Raw genomic sequence first — 21712 nt, forward strand, 5'->3', positions numbered from 1 at the left:
CCGCCACTGTCGCAGCGAGACCGACGGCTCGCGGCGCCAGCCAGCGCAGGTTCGCCGGGCTTGCAGGTGACGCTGCCGCATTCGCAGCCGGTGCAGCGACGGCAACGAGCGTCGCGGTTTCGACGGAGGTGATCGATGGCGCGACGGGATACGCCGGCGTCAGGCCGACGAGATCCTGGGTGGTGAGTTCCACTTCCATCTCGGCATCCGACGAGAAAGACGAGTCTCCTGGTTGCTTCATGACGTCACCTCTGCGGTCCGTTCGCAAGCAGCGTTGCTCGCGATGACCGGGTTATGTAACAGCATCGACGGTCCATCCAACGCGTCGATCATGCCATGCAGTACCTGCGGAAGGGATGCATGTTGCACGTGCGACGGCGGCGAAATGTCCATGCCGTGATCGAGGTTCCGTTTGCCGAAACGAATCGCGCGGCGCGCTTTACATAGTCACGTCGACATCGCGTCGACGTGGGCGCTATTTCAGTTTCGCCATCAGCGCCTGGAAACGCGGATCGTCGCGCAGGCTGTCGTAGTCGGAGTCCTGTTCGATCCAGTCGCGTTTGCCCCAGCCGCGACCGAGCGCGCGTTCCAGATAGGTCAGCGCATCTTCCTTGCGGCCGAGTTTTGCCATCAGGCAGGTGGCATTCATCAGCGCACTCATGTCGTCCGGATAAAGTTGCAGCGCACGCTGTGCCCACTCCACGGCGCGTTCGGTCTGGCCGTCGGAGTGCAAGGCGCCCGAGCCCAGCGACAGCACGCGGCCGTCGACCGGGTTGAGCGCGAGAATGCGTTCGGCACGAACGACAGCGGCGCGATTGGCTTCCCGCGCTTCGGCGGTTCGTCCCACCATGAAGAGCGACTGCGCATACAGCATCTGGCTCTGGAAATCTTCCGGACGCACTTCCGCTGCGCGTCGGAAGAGTTCGGCGGAACGTTCCAGCGCGCCGTGGGCGAACGCAGTTCGCCCGTAGTAGTAGTGGGCATCGTAGAGATTCGGATTGATGCGGATCGCGGCTTCGAAATGCTGCTCGGATTCCTCGTAGCGACGATGCAGCGACAGTGCGAGGCCGCGTGCCACATGCGCGTCGGCGAGTTGCGGCGCCAGTTCCATCGCGGTGTGGCTGGCGAGATCGGCGCGCTGCAGATCCTCCGTGTGCGAGCCCCACCATTCGTACAGCAATGCATGGAGGGTCGCGAGCCCCGCCCAGGCGGGCGCGTAGCGACGGTCGAGTTCGATGGCGTGTTCGAACATGCGCCGGCTGCGTTCGAGATCGGGCTGGCGCATGCGATGCAGGCTCTGCCGTCCGCGCAGGAAGTATTCGTAAGGCTCGGCGCCGGTTTCCGGGCGGCGCAGCGCCTGGCGCTCGCGCGTCGACAGATCGCCGCCGCGCAGGATCGTTGCGACGCTGGCGGCGATCTCGTCCTGGATCGCAAACACATCGCCGATCTCGCGCTCGAAACGCTGCGACCATTGCTGGTAGCCGCTCGCGACATCCACCAGCTGCACCGTGATGCGCAGGCGATCGCCCGCCTTGCGTACGCTGCCTTCGACGATCGCGCCGACGCCGAGCTGACGGCCGACTTCGCGCAGATCGATGCCGGCGCCGCGAAACTGGAACGACAGGCTGCGCGCTGCCACGCGCACACCATCGACCTGGGTCAGCGCATCGATGAGTTCTTCGGCAAGACCGTCGCAGAAGTAGTCCTGGTCGCGGCCCGGACTCATGTCCGTGAACGGCAGGACGGCGATCGTCGTCAGCTGCGAAGGTGCGCCGGTTCGCTGCGCCAGTGTCGTACCCGCGCTGACCGATGCGACGAAGCGATAGCCGGAACGATGACGCGTCTCGATATAGCTCGGTACGCGCGCGTCATCCTTGAGCGCCTTGCGCAGTTCCTGGACGCAGGTCACGAGCGCATCGTCGCTGACGATGGTGTTGCTCCACACGGAAGCGAACAGTTCCTGCTTGGTTACCGGCTGGCCCGCGCGCTGCAGCAGCATGCCCAGCACCGCCGCCGACTTGGGCGTAAGGCGGATTTCCTGTTCGCCCGTCCACAGTCGCGACGACTGCGCATCGAAACGATACGGACCGAAGGTGACTGGTTCGTTCATGAAGAGCTGGTGCGACACGGCGACTGATCCCGTCGATTCCCGGCCAAATCCCGGTCAATTCCCGGTGAGCGCCCGGGACTCGTCAACGGCCGGAACCTTAGCCTTTTGTCACAACGCCTGTGACCGCACAAGCGGCCCGACGGGTGCTGATCCATGGGCAGCCGTAGTCACTGACCTACGCCAGGGACCGGTGCATGACGCGGGTGAGTGGCGGCGCGACGAATCGTTCATCTGTTCTGGAGAAAAGGCCATGAAACGACTGTTGATCTTTCTGTACGGCATCGCCAGCTATGCCGTCTTTCTCGCGACGTTCCTCTACGCCATCGGTTTCATCGGCAACCTGTGGGTGCCGAAGTCGATGGATTCCGTCCGCGACGCACCATTGGCAAATGCGCTGCTGGTCGATCTCGGACTGCTCACGCTGTTCGCGCTTCAGCACAGCGTCATGGCGCGACCGGCATTCAAGCGCTGGTGGACGCGCCTCATCCCGCACGCCGCCGAGCGCAGTACCTACGTGCTGTTCTCCAGCCTGGCGTTGATCGCGCTGTTTTCCTTCTGGCAGCCGCTCGGAGGGGTCGTGTGGGAAGTCGCCTCGCCGCTCGCGCGTGGCGCGCTCCACGCCGCCTATGCATTCGGCTGGGGCCTGGTGCTGGTCGCAACGTTCCTGATCAACCATTTCGATCTCTTCGGCCTGCGCCAGGTGTGGCTGCAACTGCTGGGCAAGCCGTACACGCCGTTGAAGTTCGCGACGCCTGCGCCGTACCGGATCGTGCGTCATCCGCTGTACGTGGGCTGGCTGATCGTCTTCTGGGCGACACCGGTCATGACGGTGACGCACCTGTTCTTCGCACTGGTCACGACGGCGTACATCCTGGTCGCCATCCAGTTCGAAGAGCGCGACCTGGTGGCCGCCCATCCGGAGTACGAGAACTATCGCCGCCGCGTGCCCATGCTGATTCCGCGGCTGAAGCGCCGGCAGCCGGACCGCCGGATCGCTGTCGGCGGATGAACACGACATGGCAGCGACGCATGCAGATCTGTTCGGCGACGCGCAGCTGCTGGCCGAGATCCGTCGCGAGGCTTTCGGCGACGACATCGGCCAGAACAGCTGGCTGACGCTCGACGAGTACGACCGCTTCATCGCATGGCTCAATCTCCGGCCGGGACAGCAGGTGCTCGAAGTCGCCTGCGGTTCCGGCGGGCCGACGCTCTATCTCGGCGACCAGACGGATTGCAATGTCGTCGGCATCGATGCCGACGAGCATGCAGTCGCGATGGCCTGCCGGCTTGCCGACGGCAGGCGAGTCGGCAGCGCGAACTTCCGTGCGGTCGATGCGAACGCGCCGTTGCCGTTCGACAATGGATCGTTCGATGCGCTGGTGTGCATCGATTCGCTCAACCGCTTCCCGCAGCGCCTGAGCATGCTGTGGGAATGGCATCGCGTCGTGAAACCGGGCGCGCGCGTGATGTTCACCGATCCGGCGGTGATCACCGGCCCGGTGAGCGGCGAGCAGCTCGCGCAGCGCAGCGGTGTCGGTTCCTTCGTGTTCGTTCCGCAGGGAACGAACGAGCAACTGCTGGAGCTGGCCGGCTTCAGGCCGCTTTCGCAGCAGGACGTCACCGGCAATGCCGCGCTGGTGTCGGGGCGCTGGCATCGTGCGCGCGAACGGCATCGCAGCGAACTGCTCGATGTGGAAGGGCGGGAGCGGTTCGAAGGACGGCAGGCATTTCTCGCCGTCGTGCATCGGCTCGCCAGCGAACGGCGGCTGTCGCGCGTGGCCTATCTCGCCGAGAAACCGGCCGCTTCCTACACCGGTGTCAGCTGCGGCAACGCTGCCAGCACGTCGGACCGGCTCGCATACGCCGGCCGGAACTCGGCTGGCCAGCGCACCGGCCGGCCGCTCGACAGTTCGATGCACGCATATTCGACTTCCGCCCGACAGAGCGTCGTGCCGTCGACAGGTCGCATCAACTGAAAGCGCCGCCGCAGGCACAACCGGCTGTCTGCCGGCAGCAGCCAGGTGGCCATGACCAGCGAATCGTCGCGAAACGCCGGGCGCAGATAGGCGATCGACGTACGCACCACCGCCATGCCGCGATCGAGTTCCAGACATCGCTCGATCGGTATTCCCAGTGCGGCAGAGTGATGCCAGGCAGAGCGGTCGCACCAGGTCACGTACACCGCATTGTTCACGTGCTGGTACGCATCGATGTCGCGTTCCTCGACGCGAATCTCCATCAGGTACGGCGAGGGCAGGTCGAAATCCGCTGCCGAAGTCATGAGCGGGTCTGAAAGCGAATCACCGGTCCATTCCAGTGTGCGTCGTTGATGTCGTGTTCCCCGAGATCGAACACCTGCGGGCACGCCGCGATGGTCTTGCGCCAGAACGCCAGCGCCGCGAGGTTGCGGCGCGCGACCGCCGTTTCCCATTGCCCCGGATATCGGGCGAACACGGCATGCGCCGCCTCGGTGCCGACGCCGGTGCGCCGATACTTGCGCGCGATGAAGAACTCCGCGACGTTGCGATCCACCGGCTGCCCCGTATGAGAATTCGCATTCAGCAGCGCGAAGCCGATCAGCGAACCGCCGCGACGAATCAGCAGCGGCACGTGCGCGGGCTCGCTCCAGTACGCATCCAGCGGATACGGTGCGAACCGGCCGTCCTCGCGCAGCTCGCCTTCGCTCCGCCCGGCCCAGTGCTCGGAAAAGTCGTGGATGTAGAGCTGCATCAGGTTTTCCAGCGCCGCTCGTTGCGCTGTCGTCGCCGGTACGATCTCGACTGTTGCCATGGATGACTTCCGGTTTTCGGCGCGCGGATAGTGTCATCGTCGGAGATCGCGTGCCAGATCCGTGCTGACCGGTGCACTCGATGTCGAATCATCGAAAGGCAACCATATGGTTGCATATGTGCCGCGGGCCCGCCTAACATGCAACCGAACGATTGCATGTCAGCCGCCCTCTCCGCCGCCGAGGTATCCGCCATGAACACCGCTACGCCCCGCACGATCGAGAAGCGCATCACCCTGCGCGCACCGCGCAGCAAAGTCTGGCGTGCGCTGACGAACATCGAAGAATTCTGTGCCTGGTTCGGCGTCGCGAAATGGGAAGGCCAGTTCGAGCCCGGTGCGCGCGTGCGCATGGTGATGCGGCCGGAGATCGCGGGCGACGACGACTACTTCATCTTCGTCGAAGAGATGCGCGCCGAATCGCTGTTTTCCTGGCGCTGGCATCCGGGCATGAAGGATCCGCAGGCCGACTATTCGGCGGAGCCGACGACGCTGGTCGTGTTCGAACTCAAGGAGGTGGCCGGCGGCACCGAACTCACCATCACCGAGTCGGGTTTCAACCAGCTGTCGCTGGCGCGTCGCGCGAAGGTGTACCAGGAGAACGTCGGCGGCTGGAACGAACAGGCCGTGGCGCTGGAGCGGTATGTTGCCCAGACGCCCTGAAGCGAAACTGCACGCCGCGGCCCCGGTGTTTGCGGCGCTGGGCGATGCGACCCGCCTGCGGCTGGTGGCGCGGCTGTGCTCGGGCGGTCCGGCATCGATCGCGGCGCTGACGGCCAATGTCGATGTGACGCGCCAGGCGGTCACCAAGCATCTGCACGTGTTGCAGGACGCGGGGCTGGTGCGCGGCCTGCGGCAGGGGCGCGAGCAGATGTGGGAGATCGAACCGGCGAAGCTGGACGAGGCGCGCCAGTGCCTCGACATCATTTCCGCGCACTGGGATGCGGCGATCGAACGTCTGCGCGCCGCCGTGGAGGAGTAGCGCCACGACTGCGGCAGGTCGCGACTTGCAATCCGCGGCTTGCAGCCGTGAAATCGGCCGCGCGCGCCACCGACGCAACGAAGGAAACAACAATGATCGGCAGCTCCGGACCCCTGACTGACCTGACCGTACGATTCGAACGCATCGTCATCGTGCTGCTGCAGGTGCTGCTGCTCATCGTGCTGACGATCGCCATCGCCGAAATGTTCTACCTGATCTACCAGGCGATCGAGCATCGAATCACCAGCGGCACCGGGCCGACGAACGTCGATTCCGTGCCCGAGCTGCAGCGGGCGCTGCAGCGCGCCTTTGCCGGCATCCTGCTGATCATCCTCGGCCTGGAACTGCTGGACACGCTGCGCACGTATTTCACCGAGCACCGCCTGCGACTGGAGATCATCCTGATCGTCGCCACGATCGCGATCGGCCGGCACATCATCGTGCTGGACTTCGAGCACATGACGGGCATGACGATGCTCGGCATCGGCGCACTGACCATCGCGGTCACCGCGGGCTACTACCTCGTGAAACGTGCCGGCGACTCCAGAATCGCCGCGGACGCCACGCCCGACGCCTGAGCGCTACATCTGCCGGAACAGATGCAGGTAGCTGCGGCTGACCGGCAGCACTTCCTCGCGTCCCTTGAGATGAATGTCCGCGGTCTCGTTCTCGCCGCGGATCACGTGACTGACGGCGCGCAGATTCACGGCGGCGGAGCGGTGCACCTGGGCGAACTGTGCGGGATCGAGCTGCGCGATCAGTTCCCTGAGCGGCGTGCGCACGATGGCATCCTGCGGTTTGCCGTTGTCGTCGCGCCAGGCCACGCGCGTGTACTTCTCGTCCGAGCGCAGGTAGTCGACGTCCTCGGTCGGAATGAGGCGCACGGTGGAGCCGATCGAAGCGCGGATCCAGCGCAGCGGCGCGGCGGACGCGCCGAGCCGCAGCGACTGAACGAGCTGTTGCAGCACGGCCTCCGTATTCAGTGCCGGTTGTGCGCTGCGCAGCCGTTCCTGCAGTCGCGCCACCGTATCTGCCAGTCGTTGCGGTTCGACGGGCTTCACCAGGTAGTCGAGTGCTCCCTGCGAAAAGGCCTGCACGGCGTACTGATCGTAGGCCGTCACGAATACCAGATGCGCACGGCGCCCGATGTGGCTGGCCGCTTCGATGCCCGTGATCCCGGGCATGTGTACGTCGAGAAAGCAGATGGCCGGCCGATGCGTCTCGAACAGGTCGATGGCTTCGCGACCGTTGCGGGCCTGCGCGACGATGATGAGTTCGGGCCAGGCCCGCAGCAGCATCCGCTCCAGCGCGTCGCGCAGCAGCGGTTCGTCGTCCGCGATCAATGCAGTCGGTTGCGTCATGACGGCATGGGCAGGTCGAGTTCGGCACAGACACCCCGCGGCTCGACTTCGAGCAGCCGCAGCTGCGCGCTGCCGCCGTACGCCAGGCGCAATCGTTCGCGCAGCGTGGAGAGTCCCGTGCCGAGTCCGTCGCTGGAGGCCTGCAGGCCGACGCCCGTATCGCTGACGCGGATGATGCAGCGCTCGCCGCGCACCATGACATCGATATCGATGCGGCCGCCGTCCTCGCTCGGATCGATGCCGTGCCGGACTGCGTTTTCGACCAGCGTCAGCACGGTCATCGGCGGACAGGGCAGGGCCTGCGCGGCCGGATCGACGCGCAGCGAGAACTGCAGGCGATCGGGCATGCGCATCTGCATGACGTCCAGATAGGCGCGCACCAGTCGCAGCTCCTGGTCGAGTCGGGTCGACGATTCGTGCATGCGCGGCACCGCGGCGCGTAGATACGCAATCAGGCTCGCCAGCACGCGCGAGGCCTGCGGCGATCCGGCGTCGACCAGCGCCTGCACGTTGGCGAGCGTGTTGAAGAGGAAGTGCGGTTCGACCTGCGCCTGCAGCAGTCGCAGGCGCGCGTCCAGCGCACTGCGTTCGAGCTGGCTGCGTTCGAGCTCGAACGCCAGCGCCTGTTCGCGGGCGAACGTGTCGCGCTGTTTCAGCATGGCGCCCACGGCGATCCAGGGAGCAAACAGGATGCCCGTGAACACGAGCATGCCGAAGCCCGCGGCCATCGCACGCTTCTGGTCGTCGGTGAACTGTTCGTAGTCGTGGGTGGTCAGGGTGTACGCAAGCATCGCAGCCAACGGAATCACGACGACGATCGCGATGAGCTGCAGTACCGAGCGAGGCACACGCCGCAGCGTGCGCGGCCATTGCTCGAACACGCCGAACATCAGCATGGCGGCGAAGCCGACGATCAAGGCGCGCAGCACGACGACGTACGTGGCCGTCTCGCTGGGCAGGCTCAGCAGCAGTCCGAGCAGTCCCGCCGCGATGAGCGTGACGCGGATGCGCTGCAGGCCGAAGAGGCGCGACAGGCCTCGCGGTACGGCGGATGAAGCGGCAACGGACGTCATGCGTCGACTATAGACGAACGATTGCGATGCCTGACACGGCCGGCGTGTGGCAGCGGTCGTTGCGGCGCTTGCCATTCGTTGGTCGCATCGCCCTCTTCCTGTGGGGCCGGCTTCAGCCGGCCTGAAAACAGTCAGGCTGAAGCCTGACCTACAGAAGAGGGGGAGCGAGGATTTCAGCGATAGCGTTCCAGACTCAACCCGCTCACATCGATATCCGGCGCGCGCCCCGAGATGAGGTCCGCAATGATCCGGCCCGAGCCGCAGGCCATCGTCCAGCCGAGCGTGCCATGGCCGGTGTTGAAATAGAGATTGGCGTAGCGGCTGCGGCCGACGATGGGCGTGCCATCGGGTGTCATCGGCCGCATGCCGGTCCAGAACGTCGCCTTCGCGACATCGCCGGCGCGCGGAAACAGGCCCAGCAACGACAGTTCGAGTGTGGCGCGTCGTGCTTCGTGCAGGCGCGAGTTGAATCCCGACAGTTCCGCCGTGCCGCCGACGCGGATGCGATCGCCGAGGCGCGTGATCGCGACCTTGTAGCTCTCATCCATGATCGTCGATTGCGGCGCCGTCGCCAGGTCCGCGATCGGGACGGTGATGGAGTAGCCCTTCACCGGATAGATGGGCAGATCGACGCCGAGCGTGCGCGCCATCGGCGTCGAGAAGCTGCCGAGCGCCATCACATATATATCCGCCTCGAGCCGGCCCTGGTCCGTGCGCACGCCGCCGATGCGATCGCCCGAGCGCTCGATGCCTTCGATGCGCGTCTGATAGTGGAATCGCACACCCGACTGCTGCGCCAGCGCGGCGAGACGCTGCGTGAACAGGTGACAGTCGCCCGTTTCATCCTGCGGCAACCGCAAGCCGCCGACGATGACCGGACGGACTTCGGCGAGTCCCGGCTCGGCGCGAATGCAGCCTTCGGGGTCCAGCACTTCGTAGGGAACGCCGAGCTGTTTGAGTACCGCGACGTCGTCCGCAGCACCGTCGAGCTGCTTCCGGGTGCGGAAGAGCTGCAGCGTGCCCAGCGAGCGCTCGTCGTACCGGATGCCGGTCTGTGCGCGCAACTCGCGCAGCACGTCGCGACTGTATTCCGCGATCGGCACCATGCGGCTCTTGTTGATGGCATAGCGTGCGGACGTGCAATTGCGCAGCATCTGCAGAATCCAGCGCCACTGCGCCGGATCGACCTGCGGACGCACCACCAGCGGCGCATGACGCTGGAACAGCCACTTGATCGCCTTCAGCGGCATGCCCGGTCCGGCCCAGGGCGAGGCATAGCCCGGCGAGATTTCTCCGGCGTTCGCGAAACTGGTTTCCAGTGCGGCACCCGGTTGCCGGTCGATCACGACGACTTCATGGCCGGCCTTCGCCAGGTACCAGGCAGAAGTCACGCCGATCACACCGCTACCGAGCACGATGACTTTCATCTCGTTCCGACCCATTGCCGATCGACGCGGAAGGCGATAAACCCGTTGCCTGCCATCATCACCGAACGCGCCACAAAACGCATCTCGCCCCACGGAGCCAGTCGCAGACTTTTGCGGCCCTCCTGTTTCGTTCCGCTTCTTGAACAAGTGACGACCATGCAATCCGCCCACATCAAGACTCCGCTTCCCGGTCCCCAAGCCCAGGCATTGATCCAGCGCGACGCGCTGGTCACCTCGCCTTCGTACCCGCGCGACTATCCCTTCGCCATGTCGCACGGCAAGGGCGTGGAGGTGTGGGATGTCGACGGCAACCGCTTCCTCGACTTCGCCGCCGGCATCGCCGTGTGTTCGACGGGACACAGTCACCCGGCGGTCGTGCAGGCGATCAAGGACGCCGCCGATCAGTTCCTGCACATCTCCAGCGACTACTGGCACGAACGCCAGACTGCGCTCGCGGAAAAGATCGATGCCGTGAATCCCATGGGCGAGCCCGTCATGAGCTTCTTCTGCCAGAGCGGCACCGAAGCCGTCGAAGGCGCACTGAAGCTCGCGCGCTACGTGACCGGACGTTCGCGCTTCATCGGTTTTCTCGGCGGCTTTCACGGCCGCACGATGGGTTCGCTGGCATTCACGTCGAGCAAGTACACCCAGCAGAAGGGATTCTTCCCGACCATGCCCGGCGTCACGCACGTGCCGTATCCGAATGCCTATCGGCCGCTGTTCGCCGGCGAGGATCAGGGCGCGGCCGTGCTCAGCTACATCGAGAACGTGCTGTTCCGTTCGAACGTGCCGGCGCAGGAAGTCGCGGCGATCCTGGTCGAACCGATCCAGGGCGAGGGCGGATATCTCGTGCCGCCCGACGGCTTCCTGCAGGGGCTGCGACAGCTCTGCGACCGGCACGGCATCCTGCTGATCTTCGACGAAGTGCAATCCGGTATCGGCCGCACGGGAAAGATGTTCGCCAGCGAACATTTCGACGCGAAGCCCGACATCATGGCGCTCGCGAAGGGCCTCGGCTCCGGCCTGCCGATCGGCATGGTCGTTGCGAAAAGAACGCTGATGGAAAAATGGCAGCGCGGCGCGCACGGCAACACCTATGGCGGCAACCCGCTGTGTTGTGCGGCTGCGCTCGCGACACTCGACCTGGTCGAGAAGGAGTACATGGCGAATGCCGCCGAGGTCGGCACCTACTTCATCAACCAGCTGCGCGACCTGCAGGGCCGCTTCGCCTGCATCGGCCACGTCCGCGGCAAGGGCCTGATGCTCGGCATGGAACTGGTGGAGGATCGCAGCACCAAGGCTCCAGCTGCGAAACTCTGCGAAAGCATCGTCACGCGCGCCTTCCACAACGGTCTGCTGCTGCTGTCCTGCGGCCAGAGCACGATCCGTTTCATGCCGCCGCTGCTGGTTTCGAAGGCGAATGTCGATGAGGCGATGACGATTCTCGCGGCGTCGATCGAGGAAGCGCAGGACCGGTAGCTGAACGCACCGCGAGGGCTGTTTTGGTTGTGCGGATTCTGGAGTTAGAATCCGGGCCCCGCGCATTCCATCGTATTCATCGCCTTGCGCCGCGCCTGCGGCCGGAATCTTTCAGGAGCCATCGTGAGCACATTCGACAGTCAGTTGCAGAAGGTCAGGGACGACAAGGGTTTCATCGCGGCGCTCGACCAGAGCGGCGGCAGCACGCCGAAGGCGCTGGCGCTTTACGGCGTTACGGACAGTGCCTGGTCCAGCGAGGAAGGCATGTACGACGTGGTGCACCAGATGCGCACCCGCATCATCACCAGCCCGGCGTTCGACGGTAAGCGGCTCGTCGGTGCGATTCTTTTCGAGAACACCATGGATCGCGACATCGCCGGCAAGCCGACGCCGACCTACCTGTGGGAAGTGAAGCACATCGTGCCCTTCCTGAAGGTCGACAAGGGTCTGGCCGACGAGCGCAACGGCGTGCAGGTCATGAAGCCGATCCCCGGTCTCGATGCGCTGCTCGCGCGGGCGAAGGCCAGGCAGGTGTTCGGCACCAAGATGCGTTCGGTCATCAAGCAGGCGAACGAAGCCGGCATCAACGAGGTCGTGAAGCAGCAGTTCGAAGTCGGCAAACAGATTCTCGCCGCCGGACTCGTGCCGATCATCGAACCGGAAGTCGACATCAAGACCCCGAACAAGGATCAGGCCGAGGAGTTGCTGAAGGCCGCGATCCTGAAAGAGCTGAATGCGCTCGGTCCCGATCAGAAAGTCATGCTCAAGCTCACGATTCCGACCAAGGCGAATCTGTACGCGGATCTGGTCGCGCATCCGCAAGTGCTGCGCGTGGTCGCGCTGTCGGGCGGCTACTCGCGCGACGACGCCAACGCGAAGCTCGCGGCCAACAAGGGCGTCATCGCCAGCTTCTCGCGCGCGTTGTCGGAAGGACTGACGGCACAGCAGTCGGACGAGGAATTCAACAAGACCCTCGACACCGCGATGGAAGGCATCTACCGCGCCTCGATCACCTGATCCGGGAAGCCGTCGGCGGCCAGGCGATGCGCAGTTCGCTGCGGATGCGGTATCGCCTGCGCCAGAAAAACGCGACAGAAGCGATGGCGCGGGTTAGCTTGCCCATGCGGGCTATTCAAACACGACGATCACGCGGCGCGCATGAGTGCAGCTCCCGGCAAACGCGGCAAGATGGGCTTCTGGATGTGCCTGGCGCTGGTCGTCGGCAACATCATCGGCTCGGGCGTATTCCTGCTGCCGGCCTCGCTCGCGCCTTACGGATTGAACAGCGTGTTCGGCTGGCTCGTCACCGCGGCCGGCGCGCTGCTGCTGGCTTATGTGTTTGCGCGATTGTCGAAAGTGTTTCCGCAGGCGGGCGGACCGTATGTCTATCCGCGCGTGGCCTTCGGCGAGCTGGCCGGCTTTCTCATGGCCTGGGGGTACTGGGTGTCCTGTTGGGTCGGCAACGCCGCCATCGCCATCGGTACCGTCGCGAGTCTGGCTGAACTCGTTCCGGTACTGAAAACCACCGTCGGCGCACCAGCCTTCACTGCCTGCGCACTCATCTGGCTGCTGACGATCCTCAATTGGCGCGGTGTTCAGTACGCCGGCGCATTTCAGATCGTCACGACGGTGTTGAAACTGTTGCCGCTGACGGCGGTGATCATTCTCGGCTGCAGTCTCTTCATCGCGCAGGACACTGCGGTCATTCGGGTCGAGCCGCAGCCGTTCTCGTTTCCCGCGATTGCCGCCGCGGCGGCGCTGACGCTCTGGGCATTCCTGGGTCTCGAGTGCGCCACGGTACCCGGCGACGACGTGATCGATCCGCAACGCACGATTCCCCGCGCGACGCTGATCGGTACGCTGCTCGCCGCGGTGATCTACGTGCTCGCCTCGACTACGGTGATCCTGCTGATCCCCGGCAGCGAACTTTCGCAGTCCAATGCACCCTTCGCGGATGCCGTGCGCATTTTCTGGGGAGATCGTGCGGCCAGCGCGGTGGCGCTGTTCGCCTTCATCAGCGGCTGCGGCGCGTTGAATGGCTGGATCCTGGTGCAGGGAGAGATGCCGCGCGTGCTGGCGCGCGAGGCAGTGTTTCCGGCCGTGTTCGCCCGCGATTCGAAGTACGGCACGCCCGGCCACGCATTGTTCATCACCAGTGCGCTCATCACGCCCGTCGTCCTGATGAATTACAGCGATTCGATGGTGAGGATTTTCACGTTCATCATCCTGATCGCTACGGCGGCGTTTCTCGTCATGTATCTGCTTTGTTCGCTGGCGGCGTTGAAGCTCGCATGGCGCGGCGAGATGCAGGTGAAGGGCGGCAGGCTCGTGACGTTGCTCATCGTCTCGACGCTGGCTACGGTGTATTCGCTCTGGACCCTGTACGGCGTCGGCGCCGAAGCATTCTGGTGGTGCATGGCGCTGCTGGTGGCGGGACTGCCGGTGTATTTCTGGATGAAGCGGGCTGGCAGGGGACGCGGAGATGACGGAGATAAAGACGTGTTGCGCTACTCATGATGCAGCCTGCCGCGCGTGAGTTCTTGGGAGTCTTTCCCTCCTCCGCGCAGCGGCGGAGGGCAGGGAGGCGGTACTGCGGCTGACTATTGCTGCTCGCGTTGTTCGGTGCTGTCGACGTCATACACGCACGTCAACTGCGCCAGCTTCCTGCACAGCATGTCCTGCATGAACGCGGTGCAGTCGGAAATCACGATCTCGATCTTCACTTCCCCGTCCGCCTGACGCTGCAGTACGAACGAAACCGGCGTGCGATTGAGTGCGTTGACATGCGAACTCACCCGCAGCAGTACGTCGGGGCTGGCGTCGGCGTGCAGCGAGATACGGAAGGTCGAGGTTGGCGTCTGCGCCGGCTGCGCAGAGTTCAGTGCGTCGTCGCCGGCGTAGACGTCGCGAGTCATGAGACGCCGGCCGGGAAGCGGTGCAGGTGGAGTCGGGTCACGGTGCGGACCTGCTGCACGTCACTTCTTGTGACAGGCCACGGTACCGACCGGGATCAGCAGCACATAGGCGCGGTCGCATTCATAAGTCGCTTTCTTGCCGCAGCCCTCGGCTTCGTAGATGTCATCGCCGAGGTAACGTCGCTGGGTCCTGTTGACGCTCAGTTGCGCGTCATCGCACGCCAGCGCGCTGCCCGCCTGCTCGCGTACGAGCTGCGGACCCGAGCCGCAGGCCGCGCACAGCAGGGCAGCAGTCATCCCGATGAGCATCGTTCCGCCTCGCCGTCCTGCCTTCATGGTTTGTTCTCTTATAAGAAAAAAGAGTCCTGAATGGAGAAAACTACCAAAGCGCAACGCGCCGTACAAGTTGGCGGAGGGGTCATGGGGTGTCGATGGGTTCGGGCGGCGGGACCGGCGGAGCAGGATCGAATATGGACAATTGCTGTCGCGAGGCATCTGTCGTGATCGCGAAAGTGCCGTCGCCCCGCAACGCGGCTTCGAGCTGTTTCACCGTATCGCTGAGCCTGAGCACGGGTTGCGGATCGAACGTGAAGAAGCCCGTAAGGGCCACGATGGGCGCCTCGTCTGCACGCAGCTCGATGGTCGGCGTCTGCGAGTTGGTGGCAATGAGATAGATGCCGCCGACGTCGATATGCAGTCCGCCGCACCGGCTGTTCGTGTACCGGATGTCTTCGAACCGTCCCGATCCGCGATAGTGCTTCAGGACGCGGACCTTGCCGCGAAACGTTTGACCGATGGATCGATAGGGATCGGTTTCCAGGGCCAGCGACTCGACCTGGACCGCCACGATGTCGGTCGCGGTCGGCGCTGCGGTATCGAACGATGTCTCGAACCAGGGCCCCTGACAGGCGTGAGCCCGCCAGGGCGCCAGCAGTCCGAACGCGACGAGAAGGGCGAGAGCGACGCGCTGCATGAACACTCCGCGATGAGGTTTCGCGAAAGATTAACGCAGATCAGCTTCCGAACAGGCGCCCCTTCAGCGTCGCCTCCGCCGTCAGCACTGGCTCGACCGCCGATCTGCCGAGCGCGACGCGGTGCGTGCCTTTGGCGATGCGCCATTTTCCCAGACCGTTGGTGCCCTCGAAGCGCGCGAGCAGTCGCGGATCCGCCTTGAGGGTCACGGTCTTCGATGCGCCAGGCGCGAGCTGGACCCGTTCGAAGCCGAGCAGGCGCATGCGCGATTCGCCGGCGGCGTTCGTGAGGTAGAGCTGCGGCACGTCGGCGCCCACGATCTTTCCAGTGTTCGTCACCGTGAACGTCGCGGTAATCGTGTCGCCGCCGCGCACCTTGAGCTTGCCGTAGTCGAAGCTCGTGTAGCTCAGGCCGTGACCGAAGGCGTACATCGGCGTGGCATCGTGTTGCGCGTACCAGCGATATCCGACTTCCGCGCCTTCGTCATAGCGGATGGTCACCGGCGTGCCCCAGGGCGTGCCGAGGCCGGACAGCTCGGGCCGGGGCGTCTGCGCGAGATTGACCGGGAACGTGATCGGCAGGCGTCCCGACGGATTCACCTTGCCGGCAAGCACCTCTGCGATGGCCTGGCTGCCGGCCTGTCCCGGAAACCAGGCTTCGACGATGGCCTTCACCTTGTCGCGCCAGGGCATCGATACGGGATTGCCGGTCTGCAGCACGACGATCGTGTTCGGATTCACGCTGGCCACGGCGTCGATCACGGCGTCCTGGCCCTGCGGCAGGGACAGGTCGGCCAGATCGAAACCTTCGCCTTCGATGCGGGTGCCGAAGGCGATGACGACATCGGAGCGCTTCGCCAGCAGCGCGGCTTCCGCCGTTGTGTAGCCGGGATCGAACTCGAACTGCGCATCCGGCAACGCCTTCTTCAGTTCCGCAAGCGGCGACGGCGCGAACAGGTACAGGTTGCGCGCCGCGCCCATCGTGCCCGGGCCGCCGATCTTGACGACGCCGGCGAAACCGCCGACCGGCAGCACGGCGCCCGATCCGGTGCCGCTGATGACCCCTTCCTGCGCATCCCCGCCGATGACTGCAATCCTGAGCGGCTTGCCGGTGGCAAGCGGCAGCACGCCATCATTCTTCAGCAGCACGATGCCCTGACGTGCGCCTTCCAGTGCAATTTCGTTGTGCGCAGAGAGATCGATCGCCGGCGCCGGACCCCACTGGTCGGCGCCGACGGCATAGATGGCATGCAGGATGCGCTGGACCATCTGCGACAGGCGTGCTTTCGGAAAACTGCCGTCGGCGTACGCGGCCTTCAGTCGATCCGTGAACGCTTCGCCGCCCCACTGCCTGACGTCCATCTGCAGCCCGGACTCCTGGTCGAGGCCGGCGAGCGCGAACTGCCATTCCGGCACTGCGCCCCAGTCGGACATCACGTAGCCCTTGTAACCCCACGCGCCTCGGAGCACGTCGTTCAGCAGCAGCGCATTGCCGCTGACGTAGGTGCCATTCACCTTGTTGTAGCCGCTCATGATCGAGCCCGGCTGCGAACGTTCGATCGCGATCTGGAAGGCGAGCAGATCCGACTCGCGATGCGCATTCGGATCGATGATGGCGTCCAGCCAGTGACGGTTGGTCTCGTTGCAGTTGAGCACGAAGTGCTTGAGCGTCGAGATCACGCCCTCGCTCTGGATGCCGTTGACCGCCGCGGCGCCGAACACGGCGGTGTGCCAGGGATCTTCGGAGTAGTACTCGAAGTTGCGGCCGTTGCGCACGTCGCGCGCGAGATTGATGCCGCCGGCGAGTTGCACGTTGAAGCCGCGCGCCCGCGCTTCGCGGCCGATGGCCGCACCGACCTGGCGGGCCATTCCGGGATCGAACGTCGCGCCGACGAGGATCGACGACGGAAACGCCGTGGCGCCCTTGTCGTCCGGGCGATAGCCCGGATTGGTCACGCCCATGCTCGCGTCGCTGGCCTGCAGGGCCGGAACGCCGAGCCGCGGCACGCCGGGCGTGTAGCCTGCGCTCATGTTGCTGACGTTTTCCGGGATGCGCCGGTCGCGCGGGACGCCGATCGACGGCACGGCGCCCATGACACTGACGATCAGCGAGAAGCGTTCGTCGTCGGTCATCTTCGCTTCGGTGGCGCGTGCGCGTGCCTCGGGCGATTCATCGGCCCGGACGCTGCACACGGCGAGGATGCCCATCAGCAGGGCGACGGACTTGAGCTGACGCATGGACGTTCTCCTTGTCGGATGAGGCGCTCGAAGATCGGCGGGTGGCGCAGCGGCTTGTAGGTGATTGCTCGACGATCGCGTTGTCCGCCGCAGTGTCCGGTTCGTCCATACGTATCTGCCTGTGGGGCAGGCTTCAGCCGGCCAGAAGAATGTCAGGCTGAAGCCTGACCTACAGCAGAAGAAGAAAGCAGAGCGCGCTTAACCCGAAACCATTCCGCCGTCGTTTCCGCTACACCAGCGCCGTCTTGAACAACGCGAGCAACCGCGCCCACGCCTTCTCCGCCTGCGCCTCGTCATAGACGCGCGAATCCGGCGGACACCAGCCGTGCATCGCCGGATACACCTCGATCTCCGCCGGCAGCTTGACCGCGGCGAATGCGGCGCGCAGCGCGTCCTTCGCATCGGGCTGTTTTTCGTCGTCGTTCTGGGCGATGGCGAACAGATAGTGCGCCTTCATCTTCGGCACCAGCAGGTGCGGGCTGTCCGGTTTGTCGGTGACCAGACCGCCGCCGTGGAACGAGGCGCCGGCGCCGACCCGCTCCGGCAAGGTCGCCGCCGTGCGCATCGTGATCGGTCCACCCATGCAGTACCCCGTCGTGCCGACTTTCTTTTTCGTATCGACCGCTGACTGCGCGTCGAGCCAGCCGATGAAGGCCTTGGCGTCCGCGGTCGCGGTCGTCGCGTTCAGCGAGCCCGCGAGACCCATGAGCGCGGTGCGCGTGGCGGGATCATTGAAGTCCGCCTTCTCCGGCGAGGTCGGCGCCTTCTTGGTCCGATAGAAGGGATTGACGGTGAGCACGGCATAGCCGGATTCGGCGAGACGCTTGCCCATTTCGCGAAACGTCGGGCGCAGGCCGAAGATGTCGGGCCACACCAGCACGGCCGGATGCCTGCCTTCGGCCGGATGCACGAAGTGCGCATCGCAGACACCGTCCGGCGTCTTGATCTCGACTTCGGCTTCCTTCACCGCGACCGCGGCGCCCGCAAGCGGCGGCAGCATCATGGTGAGACTCGTGCCCATCGCGATCGCGCCGAACCTGCGTCGCGACAGCTCGCGGGCGCGCAGTTCATACTCGACCATGTCATCGAACGAATCGTTGTCGCACATCGCTGGCGTTCCTCGGATCGGGTCGTGAAGGGGCGAAAATCTTGCGCCGAGGTCCGTGCGCGCCGCAACCTTCTTGACGTTGTGACACGTCCGTTACCGGCGCGGACCTACTGCAGTTCCCCGAGCCACCGATGCACGGCCCCGACGTCGGCGAGGCGATGCCGGGCTGCGGTTTCTGCGACGTCGCCGACGCGAATGGAAATGCCGCCGAGATCGTTGACGACGCCGAAGCCGTCTTCGTCCGTCACGTCATCGCCGATGAACAGCGGCCGGCGACCGCGAAAGGGCGCTTCCCTCATGAAGGCAGCGACGGCCGTGCCTTTCGAATACCCCGCCGGTCGCAGTTCGAACACGAACTTGCCGCGCTGGAGTTCGTGCGTTCCGCCGAGCTGCCGCAAGGCGCGCTGCGCTTCGTCGAAGGCGGCAGATTCGAGTTGCGGCGCCAGCCGGTAGTGCAATGCGAGCGCATACCGCTTGTCTTCCAGCAGGCTGCCGGGATGACGCTGGCTCCATTGCGCAAGTTCGTCGCGGGCGGCAGCAAAGCGTTGCTCGTCGATCGTCGGCAGCACCAGGCGGCCGTCGGCGGCGCGACGTTCGCAGCCATGAATGCCGGCCGCGGCGAACTGCAACGGCGCAAACAGCGAGTCCAGCGTGGGAAGGCTGCGGCCGCTGACGAGCGCGAGTGCGCCGTCGAGCCGTTTCGACAGCGCTTGCAGCAATGCCTTCAGCGATTCGGGCACGACGACGGCGTGCGGCGTCGAAGCGATCTCGATCAGCGTGCCATCGACGTCGAGAAACAGCGCGAGATCATGAGTCGGCGGAGGAATGGCAGCGACAGTCATCGTCAGGCAAAGTACGTGCTTCGCTTCAGCGATGCAATCGCACGAATCATCACAGGCAACCCTGCGCCCATGTCCAGCACCACGACAGCGAGCGGGATTCAGGCGGCTTTCGCGGCCGAGGGTGCGAAGCTCATCCAGATCGGCGTCGACTTCGGCGGCACCAAGATCGAAGTCGCGGCGCTCGATGCGAACGGAAATTTCCTCGCACGCACGCGTGCGCCGAATCCTGGCAACTACGATGCGGCGATTCGTGCGGTGTGCGAACTGGTGGCCGGCGTCGAAGCACAGACGGGCGGACGCGGCACGGTCGGCGTCGGCGCGCCCGGTTCGATTTCGCCGCGCACCGGCGTCATGCGCAACGCGAACTCGACCTACCTGAATGGACGGCGTTTTCGCGAAGACCTCGCGGCGGCGATGGGTCGCGAAGTGCGTCTCGCCAACGATGCCAATTGCCTGGCGCTTTCCGAAGTGGTGGATGGCGCGGCGGTAGGTTCGCAGGTCGCGTTCGCGATCATCATCGGCACGGGCTGCGGCGGCGGACTCGTCGTGAACGGACGCCTGATCGAAGGTGCCAACGGCATCGGCGGCGAATGGGGACACATGCCGCTGCCGTGGCCGATGCGCGAGGAGTTCGACGCCACGCAGTGCTGGTGCGGCCAGCGCGGTTGCCTGGAAACCTGGGTGTCCGGCAGCGGATTGCAGCGCGACTTCGCGCAGGCCGGCGGCGCCAGGCTCGACGGCGAATCGATCATCAGGCAGGCCCGTGCGGGAAATGCCTCAGCCCGCGCAGCGCTCGATCGTTATGTCAGTCGACTGGGGCGCGGCATCGCTGCGCTCGTCAATGCACTCGATCCCGACACGTTCGTGCTCGGCGGCGGCATGTCCAACGTCGAAGAGCTGTACGCACGGCTGCCCGATGCCATTCGGCCTTACGTTTTCTCGGATGCGTGGGAAGCGAAAATCCTGCCGGCGCGCTGGGGGGATTCCTCAGGCGTACGCGGCGCCGCGCGTCTGTGGCTGATGTGAAGTCCTCGAAAGCCGGTTGCGCGCGTGGCCGGTAGAATGCGACCCCTCTCGATACGGAGCCTGGTCGATGTCGTCTGCACTGCATGAAGCCGCTGAACTCTGCGAGTCGCTGAAACGCTGGCTGCTCGAAGACGCCTATCCGATGTGGTGGCTGCACGGCGCCGATCGCGAACGCGGCGGATTCCACGAAAGCCTGCAGCTCGATGGCAACGCCACGGGTGCACCGCGTCGCGCGCGTCTGCATCCGCGCCAGATCCATGCCTACAGCCAGGCGGACGATCTCGGCTGGAGCGGCCCGCATGAAGAAGCAGTGAAGCATGGACTGGATTTCTTTCTCGCCCACTATCGCCGGCCGGACCGGTTCTATCGCACGCTCGTGACCGCGGACGGCAGGGCGCTGGACGATCGCGCCGTGCTCTACGACCAGGCCTTCGCATTGCTCGGCCTGGCCGCGGCGTACGACACGCTCGACGACGATGCGTTGCGCGACAGCGCGCGCGATCTGCACGAGCAGTTACGCGCGCAGCTGCAGAATCCCGCTGGCGGATTCGAAGAAGCGAATCCCCGCGTGCTGCCGCTCGGCTCCAACTCCCACATGCATCTGTTCGAGTCCTGCCTGGCGTGGATGGATCTCGATCACGATGCGCGCTGGCAGGCGACGGCGAATGAAATCGTCGAACTCGCGCTGCTGCATTTCATCGATCCGGTGACCGGCCTGCTGCGCGAATTCTTCGACGGCGAATGGCGGCCGATCGCGGGCGACGAGGGTCGCATCGTCGAACCGGGTCATCAGTTCGAATGGGGCTGGCTGCTGCTGCGCTGGGTGGAGCGCACCGGCGAAATTCGCGCCCGCGAACCGGCGCTGCGCATGATCCAGTTCGGCGAGAGTCTCGGTGTCGATGCACAGCGCGGCGTGGCGATCACTTCGCTGCTGTCCGACGGCAGCGTTCGCGATCCGCTCGCGCGTCTGTGGCCGCAGACCGAGCGCATCAAGGCTGCCTGCATCGCAGCGGAAACGACGCGGCAGCCCGAGTACTGGGCGATGGTGGCCGCTGCCGCGCGCGGCCTGCTGAAGTATCTCGATACGCCTCGCCGCGGTCTGTGGCGCGACAAGCTGAACGTCGACGGCACGTTCGTCGAGGAGCCGGCGCCGGCGAGTTCGTTCTATCACATCGTCTGCGCCATCGCGGAACTCGAGCACACGTTGAAACGGGTGCTCTGACGGCCGCGCTTGCAGCGCAACAAACAAACTTCACAAAGAAATTGACAGCGATGGACATACGGTCGCAAGATCGCGGCCGCGACCTGGCAGATGGCGATGCATGAGTACATCTGCCGCGCGTCGCGACTTGAACAAGACAGAACACGCACCGTCGAACGCCTGCCCGCGAGG

22 protein-coding genes and 1 pseudogene are annotated in these 21712 nt (G+C 65.1%); 10 read left to right on the forward strand and 13 right to left on the reverse strand.

All coding sequences use genetic code 11. The features are described 5' to 3' along the window. Together V7D81_RS05670 and V7D81_RS05675 are read right to left on the reverse strand one after the other, a co-directional pair. Nucleotides 1-241, reverse strand: a 241-nt coding sequence (locus V7D81_RS05670; RefSeq protein ID WP_324315155.1) for a hypothetical protein, incomplete at its 3' end; no start/stop codon positions are given. A gap of 234 nt (nucleotides 242-475) precedes the next feature. After that, a complete protein-coding gene (locus V7D81_RS05675; protein ID WP_324315157.1) occupies nucleotides 476-2110 on the reverse strand; it encodes a TPR end-of-group domain-containing protein in 1635 nt (544 codons plus the stop codon). A 250-nt stretch (nucleotides 2111-2360) separates the two neighbouring features. Between V7D81_RS05675 and mddA the strand changes: the two genes are divergently transcribed. Beyond that, nucleotides 2361-3119, forward strand: coding sequence for a methanethiol S-methyltransferase (gene mddA / locus V7D81_RS05680; RefSeq protein WP_324315159.1), 759 nt, complete (start codon nucleotides 2361-2363; stop codon nucleotides 3117-3119). Nucleotides 3120-3126: 7 nt separating this feature from the next. Continuing rightward, nucleotides 3127-3699 (forward strand): annotated as a pseudogene (locus tag V7D81_RS05685) (class I SAM-dependent methyltransferase); the annotation flags it as partial. A gap of 218 nt (nucleotides 3700-3917) precedes the next feature. On the opposite strand, the gene V7D81_RS05690 reads toward V7D81_RS05685, so the two are convergent. Beyond that, nucleotides 3918-4391, reverse strand: coding sequence for an acyl-CoA thioesterase (locus tag V7D81_RS05690; RefSeq protein ID WP_324315160.1), 474 nt, complete (start codon nucleotides 4389-4391; stop codon nucleotides 3918-3920). Continuing rightward, nucleotides 4388-4900 carry a GNAT family N-acetyltransferase gene (locus V7D81_RS05695; RefSeq protein ID WP_324315162.1) on the reverse strand — a complete coding sequence of 171 codons (513 nt, stop codon included), beginning with the start codon at nucleotides 4898-4900 and terminating at the stop codon, nucleotides 4388-4390. The genes V7D81_RS05690 and V7D81_RS05695 overlap by 4 nt, the downstream gene beginning before the upstream one ends. Nucleotides 4901-5092: 192 nt before the next feature. Between V7D81_RS05695 and V7D81_RS05700 the strand changes: the two genes are divergently transcribed. Genes V7D81_RS05700 through V7D81_RS05710 form a run of 3 tightly spaced genes read left to right on the forward strand, consistent with a single transcriptional unit; the run spans nucleotide 5093 to nucleotide 6457 of the window. Beyond that, complete coding sequence (locus tag V7D81_RS05700; protein ID WP_324315164.1) at nucleotides 5093-5560, forward strand: SRPBCC family protein; 468 nt, start codon at nucleotides 5093-5095, stop codon at nucleotides 5558-5560. Then, nucleotides 5541-5879: an ArsR/SmtB family transcription factor gene (locus V7D81_RS05705; RefSeq protein WP_442958334.1), complete on the forward strand. Its 339-nt coding sequence runs from the start codon at nucleotides 5541-5543 to the stop codon at nucleotides 5877-5879. The genes V7D81_RS05700 and V7D81_RS05705 overlap by 20 nt, the downstream gene beginning before the upstream one ends. A 47-nt stretch (nucleotides 5880-5926) precedes the next feature. Continuing rightward, nucleotides 5927-6457 carry a phosphate-starvation-inducible PsiE family protein gene (locus V7D81_RS05710; RefSeq protein WP_324315167.1) on the forward strand — a complete coding sequence of 177 codons (531 nt, stop codon included), beginning with the start codon at nucleotides 5927-5929 and terminating at the stop codon, nucleotides 6455-6457. 3 nt (nucleotides 6458-6460) lie between these two features. Here the strand turns inward: V7D81_RS05710 and V7D81_RS05715 are convergent, their stop codons facing one another. From V7D81_RS05715 to V7D81_RS05725, 3 genes are all read right to left on the reverse strand, one after another. After that, entirely contained in the window at nucleotides 6461-7240 is a 780-nt protein-coding gene (locus tag V7D81_RS05715; protein WP_324315169.1) for a LytR/AlgR family response regulator transcription factor, read from the reverse strand. Continuing rightward, nucleotides 7237-8313, reverse strand: coding sequence for a sensor histidine kinase (locus V7D81_RS05720; RefSeq protein ID WP_324315171.1), 1077 nt, complete (start codon nucleotides 8311-8313; stop codon nucleotides 7237-7239). Before V7D81_RS05720 ends, V7D81_RS05715 begins: the two co-directional genes overlap by 4 nt. A gap of 173 nt (nucleotides 8314-8486) precedes the next feature. Further along, nucleotides 8487-9740, reverse strand: coding sequence for a D-amino acid dehydrogenase (locus V7D81_RS05725; protein WP_324315173.1), 1254 nt, complete (start codon nucleotides 9738-9740; stop codon nucleotides 8487-8489). Nucleotides 9741-9896: 156 nt separating this feature from the next. Between V7D81_RS05725 and V7D81_RS05730 the strand changes: the two genes are divergently transcribed. The 3 genes from V7D81_RS05730 to V7D81_RS05740 all read left to right on the forward strand — a co-directional run bounded on the left by V7D81_RS05730 (nucleotide 9897) and on the right by V7D81_RS05740 (nucleotide 13736). Continuing rightward, a complete protein-coding gene (locus tag V7D81_RS05730; RefSeq protein ID WP_324315175.1) occupies nucleotides 9897-11219 on the forward strand; it encodes an acetyl ornithine aminotransferase family protein in 1323 nt (440 codons plus the stop codon). A 123-nt stretch (nucleotides 11220-11342) separates the two neighbouring features. Then, on the forward strand, nucleotides 11343-12236 hold the full coding sequence (locus V7D81_RS05735; protein WP_324315177.1) for a fructose bisphosphate aldolase: 894 nt from the start codon (nucleotides 11343-11345) through the stop codon (nucleotides 12234-12236). 141 nt (nucleotides 12237-12377) lie between these two features. Further along, entirely contained in the window at nucleotides 12378-13736 is a 1359-nt protein-coding gene (locus tag V7D81_RS05740; RefSeq protein WP_324315178.1) for an amino acid permease, read from the forward strand. A gap of 83 nt (nucleotides 13737-13819) precedes the next feature. On the opposite strand, the gene V7D81_RS05745 is transcribed toward V7D81_RS05740, so the two are convergent. From V7D81_RS05745 to otsB, 6 genes are all read right to left on the reverse strand, one after another. Further along, nucleotides 13820-14134 (reverse strand): hypothetical protein, encoded by a 315-nt coding sequence (locus V7D81_RS05745; RefSeq protein ID WP_324315180.1) that lies wholly within the window; start codon nucleotides 14132-14134, stop codon nucleotides 13820-13822. A gap of 60 nt (nucleotides 14135-14194) precedes the next feature. Further along, nucleotides 14195-14431 (reverse strand): hypothetical protein, encoded by a 237-nt coding sequence (locus V7D81_RS05750; RefSeq protein WP_324315181.1) that lies wholly within the window; start codon nucleotides 14429-14431, stop codon nucleotides 14195-14197. Between the two features lie 121 nt (nucleotides 14432-14552). Beyond that, nucleotides 14553-15107, reverse strand: a complete 555-nt coding sequence (locus V7D81_RS05755; RefSeq protein ID WP_324315182.1) for a hypothetical protein — start codon at nucleotides 15105-15107, stop codon at nucleotides 14553-14555. Between the two features lie 40 nt (nucleotides 15108-15147). Continuing rightward, nucleotides 15148-17313, reverse strand: coding sequence for a glycoside hydrolase family 3 C-terminal domain-containing protein (locus V7D81_RS05760; RefSeq protein ID WP_349257610.1), 2166 nt, complete (start codon nucleotides 17311-17313; stop codon nucleotides 15148-15150). Nucleotides 17314-17572: 259 nt separating this feature from the next. Next, nucleotides 17573-18451 carry a dienelactone hydrolase family protein gene (locus V7D81_RS05765; RefSeq protein ID WP_324315184.1) on the reverse strand — a complete coding sequence of 293 codons (879 nt, stop codon included), beginning with the start codon at nucleotides 18449-18451 and terminating at the stop codon, nucleotides 17573-17575. Nucleotides 18452-18558: 107 nt separating this feature from the next. Continuing rightward, entirely contained in the window at nucleotides 18559-19293 is a 735-nt protein-coding gene (otsB, locus tag V7D81_RS05770) for a trehalose-phosphatase (RefSeq protein WP_324315185.1), read from the reverse strand. A gap of 69 nt (nucleotides 19294-19362) precedes the next feature. Here otsB and V7D81_RS05775 point away from each other — a divergent pair, with 69 nt between their 5' ends. Together V7D81_RS05775 and V7D81_RS05780 are read left to right on the forward strand one after the other, a co-directional pair. After that, complete coding sequence (locus V7D81_RS05775; RefSeq protein WP_324315186.1) at nucleotides 19363-20319, forward strand: ROK family protein; 957 nt, start codon at nucleotides 19363-19365, stop codon at nucleotides 20317-20319. Between the two features lie 67 nt (nucleotides 20320-20386). Further along, entirely contained in the window at nucleotides 20387-21541 is a 1155-nt protein-coding gene (locus V7D81_RS05780) for an AGE family epimerase/isomerase (RefSeq protein ID WP_324315187.1), read from the forward strand. Nucleotides 21542-21712: the final 171 nt, after the last annotated feature.

The organism is Povalibacter sp., from assembly GCF_036735925.1.
Lineage (GTDB): Bacteria > Pseudomonadota > Gammaproteobacteria > Steroidobacterales > Steroidobacteraceae > Steroidobacter.

What these genes read in the sequence shown, in the direction of transcription:
- V7D81_RS05675 (WP_324315157.1), bottom strand. Translation starts at nt 2,110, where the DNA reads ATGAACGAACCAGTCACCTTCGGTCCGTATCGTTTCGATGCGCAGTCG.
- mddA (WP_324315159.1), top strand. Translation starts at nt 2,361, where the DNA reads ATGAAACGACTGTTGATCTTTCTGTACGGCATCGCCAGCTATGCCGTC.
- V7D81_RS05690 (WP_324315160.1), bottom strand. Translation starts at nt 4,391, where the DNA reads ATGACTTCGGCAGCGGATTTCGACCTGCCCTCGCCGTACCTGATGGAG.
- V7D81_RS05695 (WP_324315162.1), bottom strand. Translation starts at nt 4,900, where the DNA reads ATGGCAACAGTCGAGATCGTACCGGCGACGACAGCGCAACGAGCGGCG.
- V7D81_RS05700 (WP_324315164.1), top strand. Translation starts at nt 5,093, where the DNA reads ATGAACACCGCTACGCCCCGCACGATCGAGAAGCGCATCACCCTGCGC.
- V7D81_RS05705 (WP_442958334.1), top strand. Translation starts at nt 5,541, where the DNA reads ATGTTGCCCAGACGCCCTGAAGCGAAACTGCACGCCGCGGCCCCGGTG.
- V7D81_RS05715 (WP_324315169.1), bottom strand. Translation starts at nt 7,240, where the DNA reads ATGACGCAACCGACTGCATTGATCGCGGACGACGAACCGCTGCTGCGC.
- V7D81_RS05720 (WP_324315171.1), bottom strand. Translation starts at nt 8,313, where the DNA reads ATGACGTCCGTTGCCGCTTCATCCGCCGTACCGCGAGGCCTGTCGCGC.
- V7D81_RS05725 (WP_324315173.1), bottom strand. Translation starts at nt 9,740, where the DNA reads ATGAAAGTCATCGTGCTCGGTAGCGGTGTGATCGGCGTGACTTCTGCC.
- V7D81_RS05730 (WP_324315175.1), top strand. Translation starts at nt 9,897, where the DNA reads ATGCAATCCGCCCACATCAAGACTCCGCTTCCCGGTCCCCAAGCCCAG.
- V7D81_RS05740 (WP_324315178.1), top strand. Translation starts at nt 12,378, where the DNA reads ATGAGTGCAGCTCCCGGCAAACGCGGCAAGATGGGCTTCTGGATGTGC.
- V7D81_RS05745 (WP_324315180.1), bottom strand. Translation starts at nt 14,134, where the DNA reads ATGACTCGCGACGTCTACGCCGGCGACGACGCACTGAACTCTGCGCAG.
- V7D81_RS05750 (WP_324315181.1), bottom strand. Translation starts at nt 14,431, where the DNA reads ATGACTGCTGCCCTGCTGTGCGCGGCCTGCGGCTCGGGTCCGCAGCTC.
- V7D81_RS05755 (WP_324315182.1), bottom strand. Translation starts at nt 15,107, where the DNA reads ATGCAGCGCGTCGCTCTCGCCCTTCTCGTCGCGTTCGGACTGCTGGCG.
- V7D81_RS05760 (WP_349257610.1), bottom strand. Translation starts at nt 17,313, where the DNA reads ATGGGCATCCTCGCCGTGTGCAGCGTCCGGGCCGATGAATCGCCCGAG.
- V7D81_RS05765 (WP_324315184.1), bottom strand. Translation starts at nt 18,451, where the DNA reads ATGTGCGACAACGATTCGTTCGATGACATGGTCGAGTATGAACTGCGC.
- otsB (WP_324315185.1), bottom strand. Translation starts at nt 19,293, where the DNA reads ATGACTGTCGCTGCCATTCCTCCGCCGACTCATGATCTCGCGCTGTTT.
- V7D81_RS05775 (WP_324315186.1), top strand. Translation starts at nt 19,363, where the DNA reads ATGTCCAGCACCACGACAGCGAGCGGGATTCAGGCGGCTTTCGCGGCC.
- V7D81_RS05780 (WP_324315187.1), top strand. Translation starts at nt 20,387, where the DNA reads ATGTCGTCTGCACTGCATGAAGCCGCTGAACTCTGCGAGTCGCTGAAA.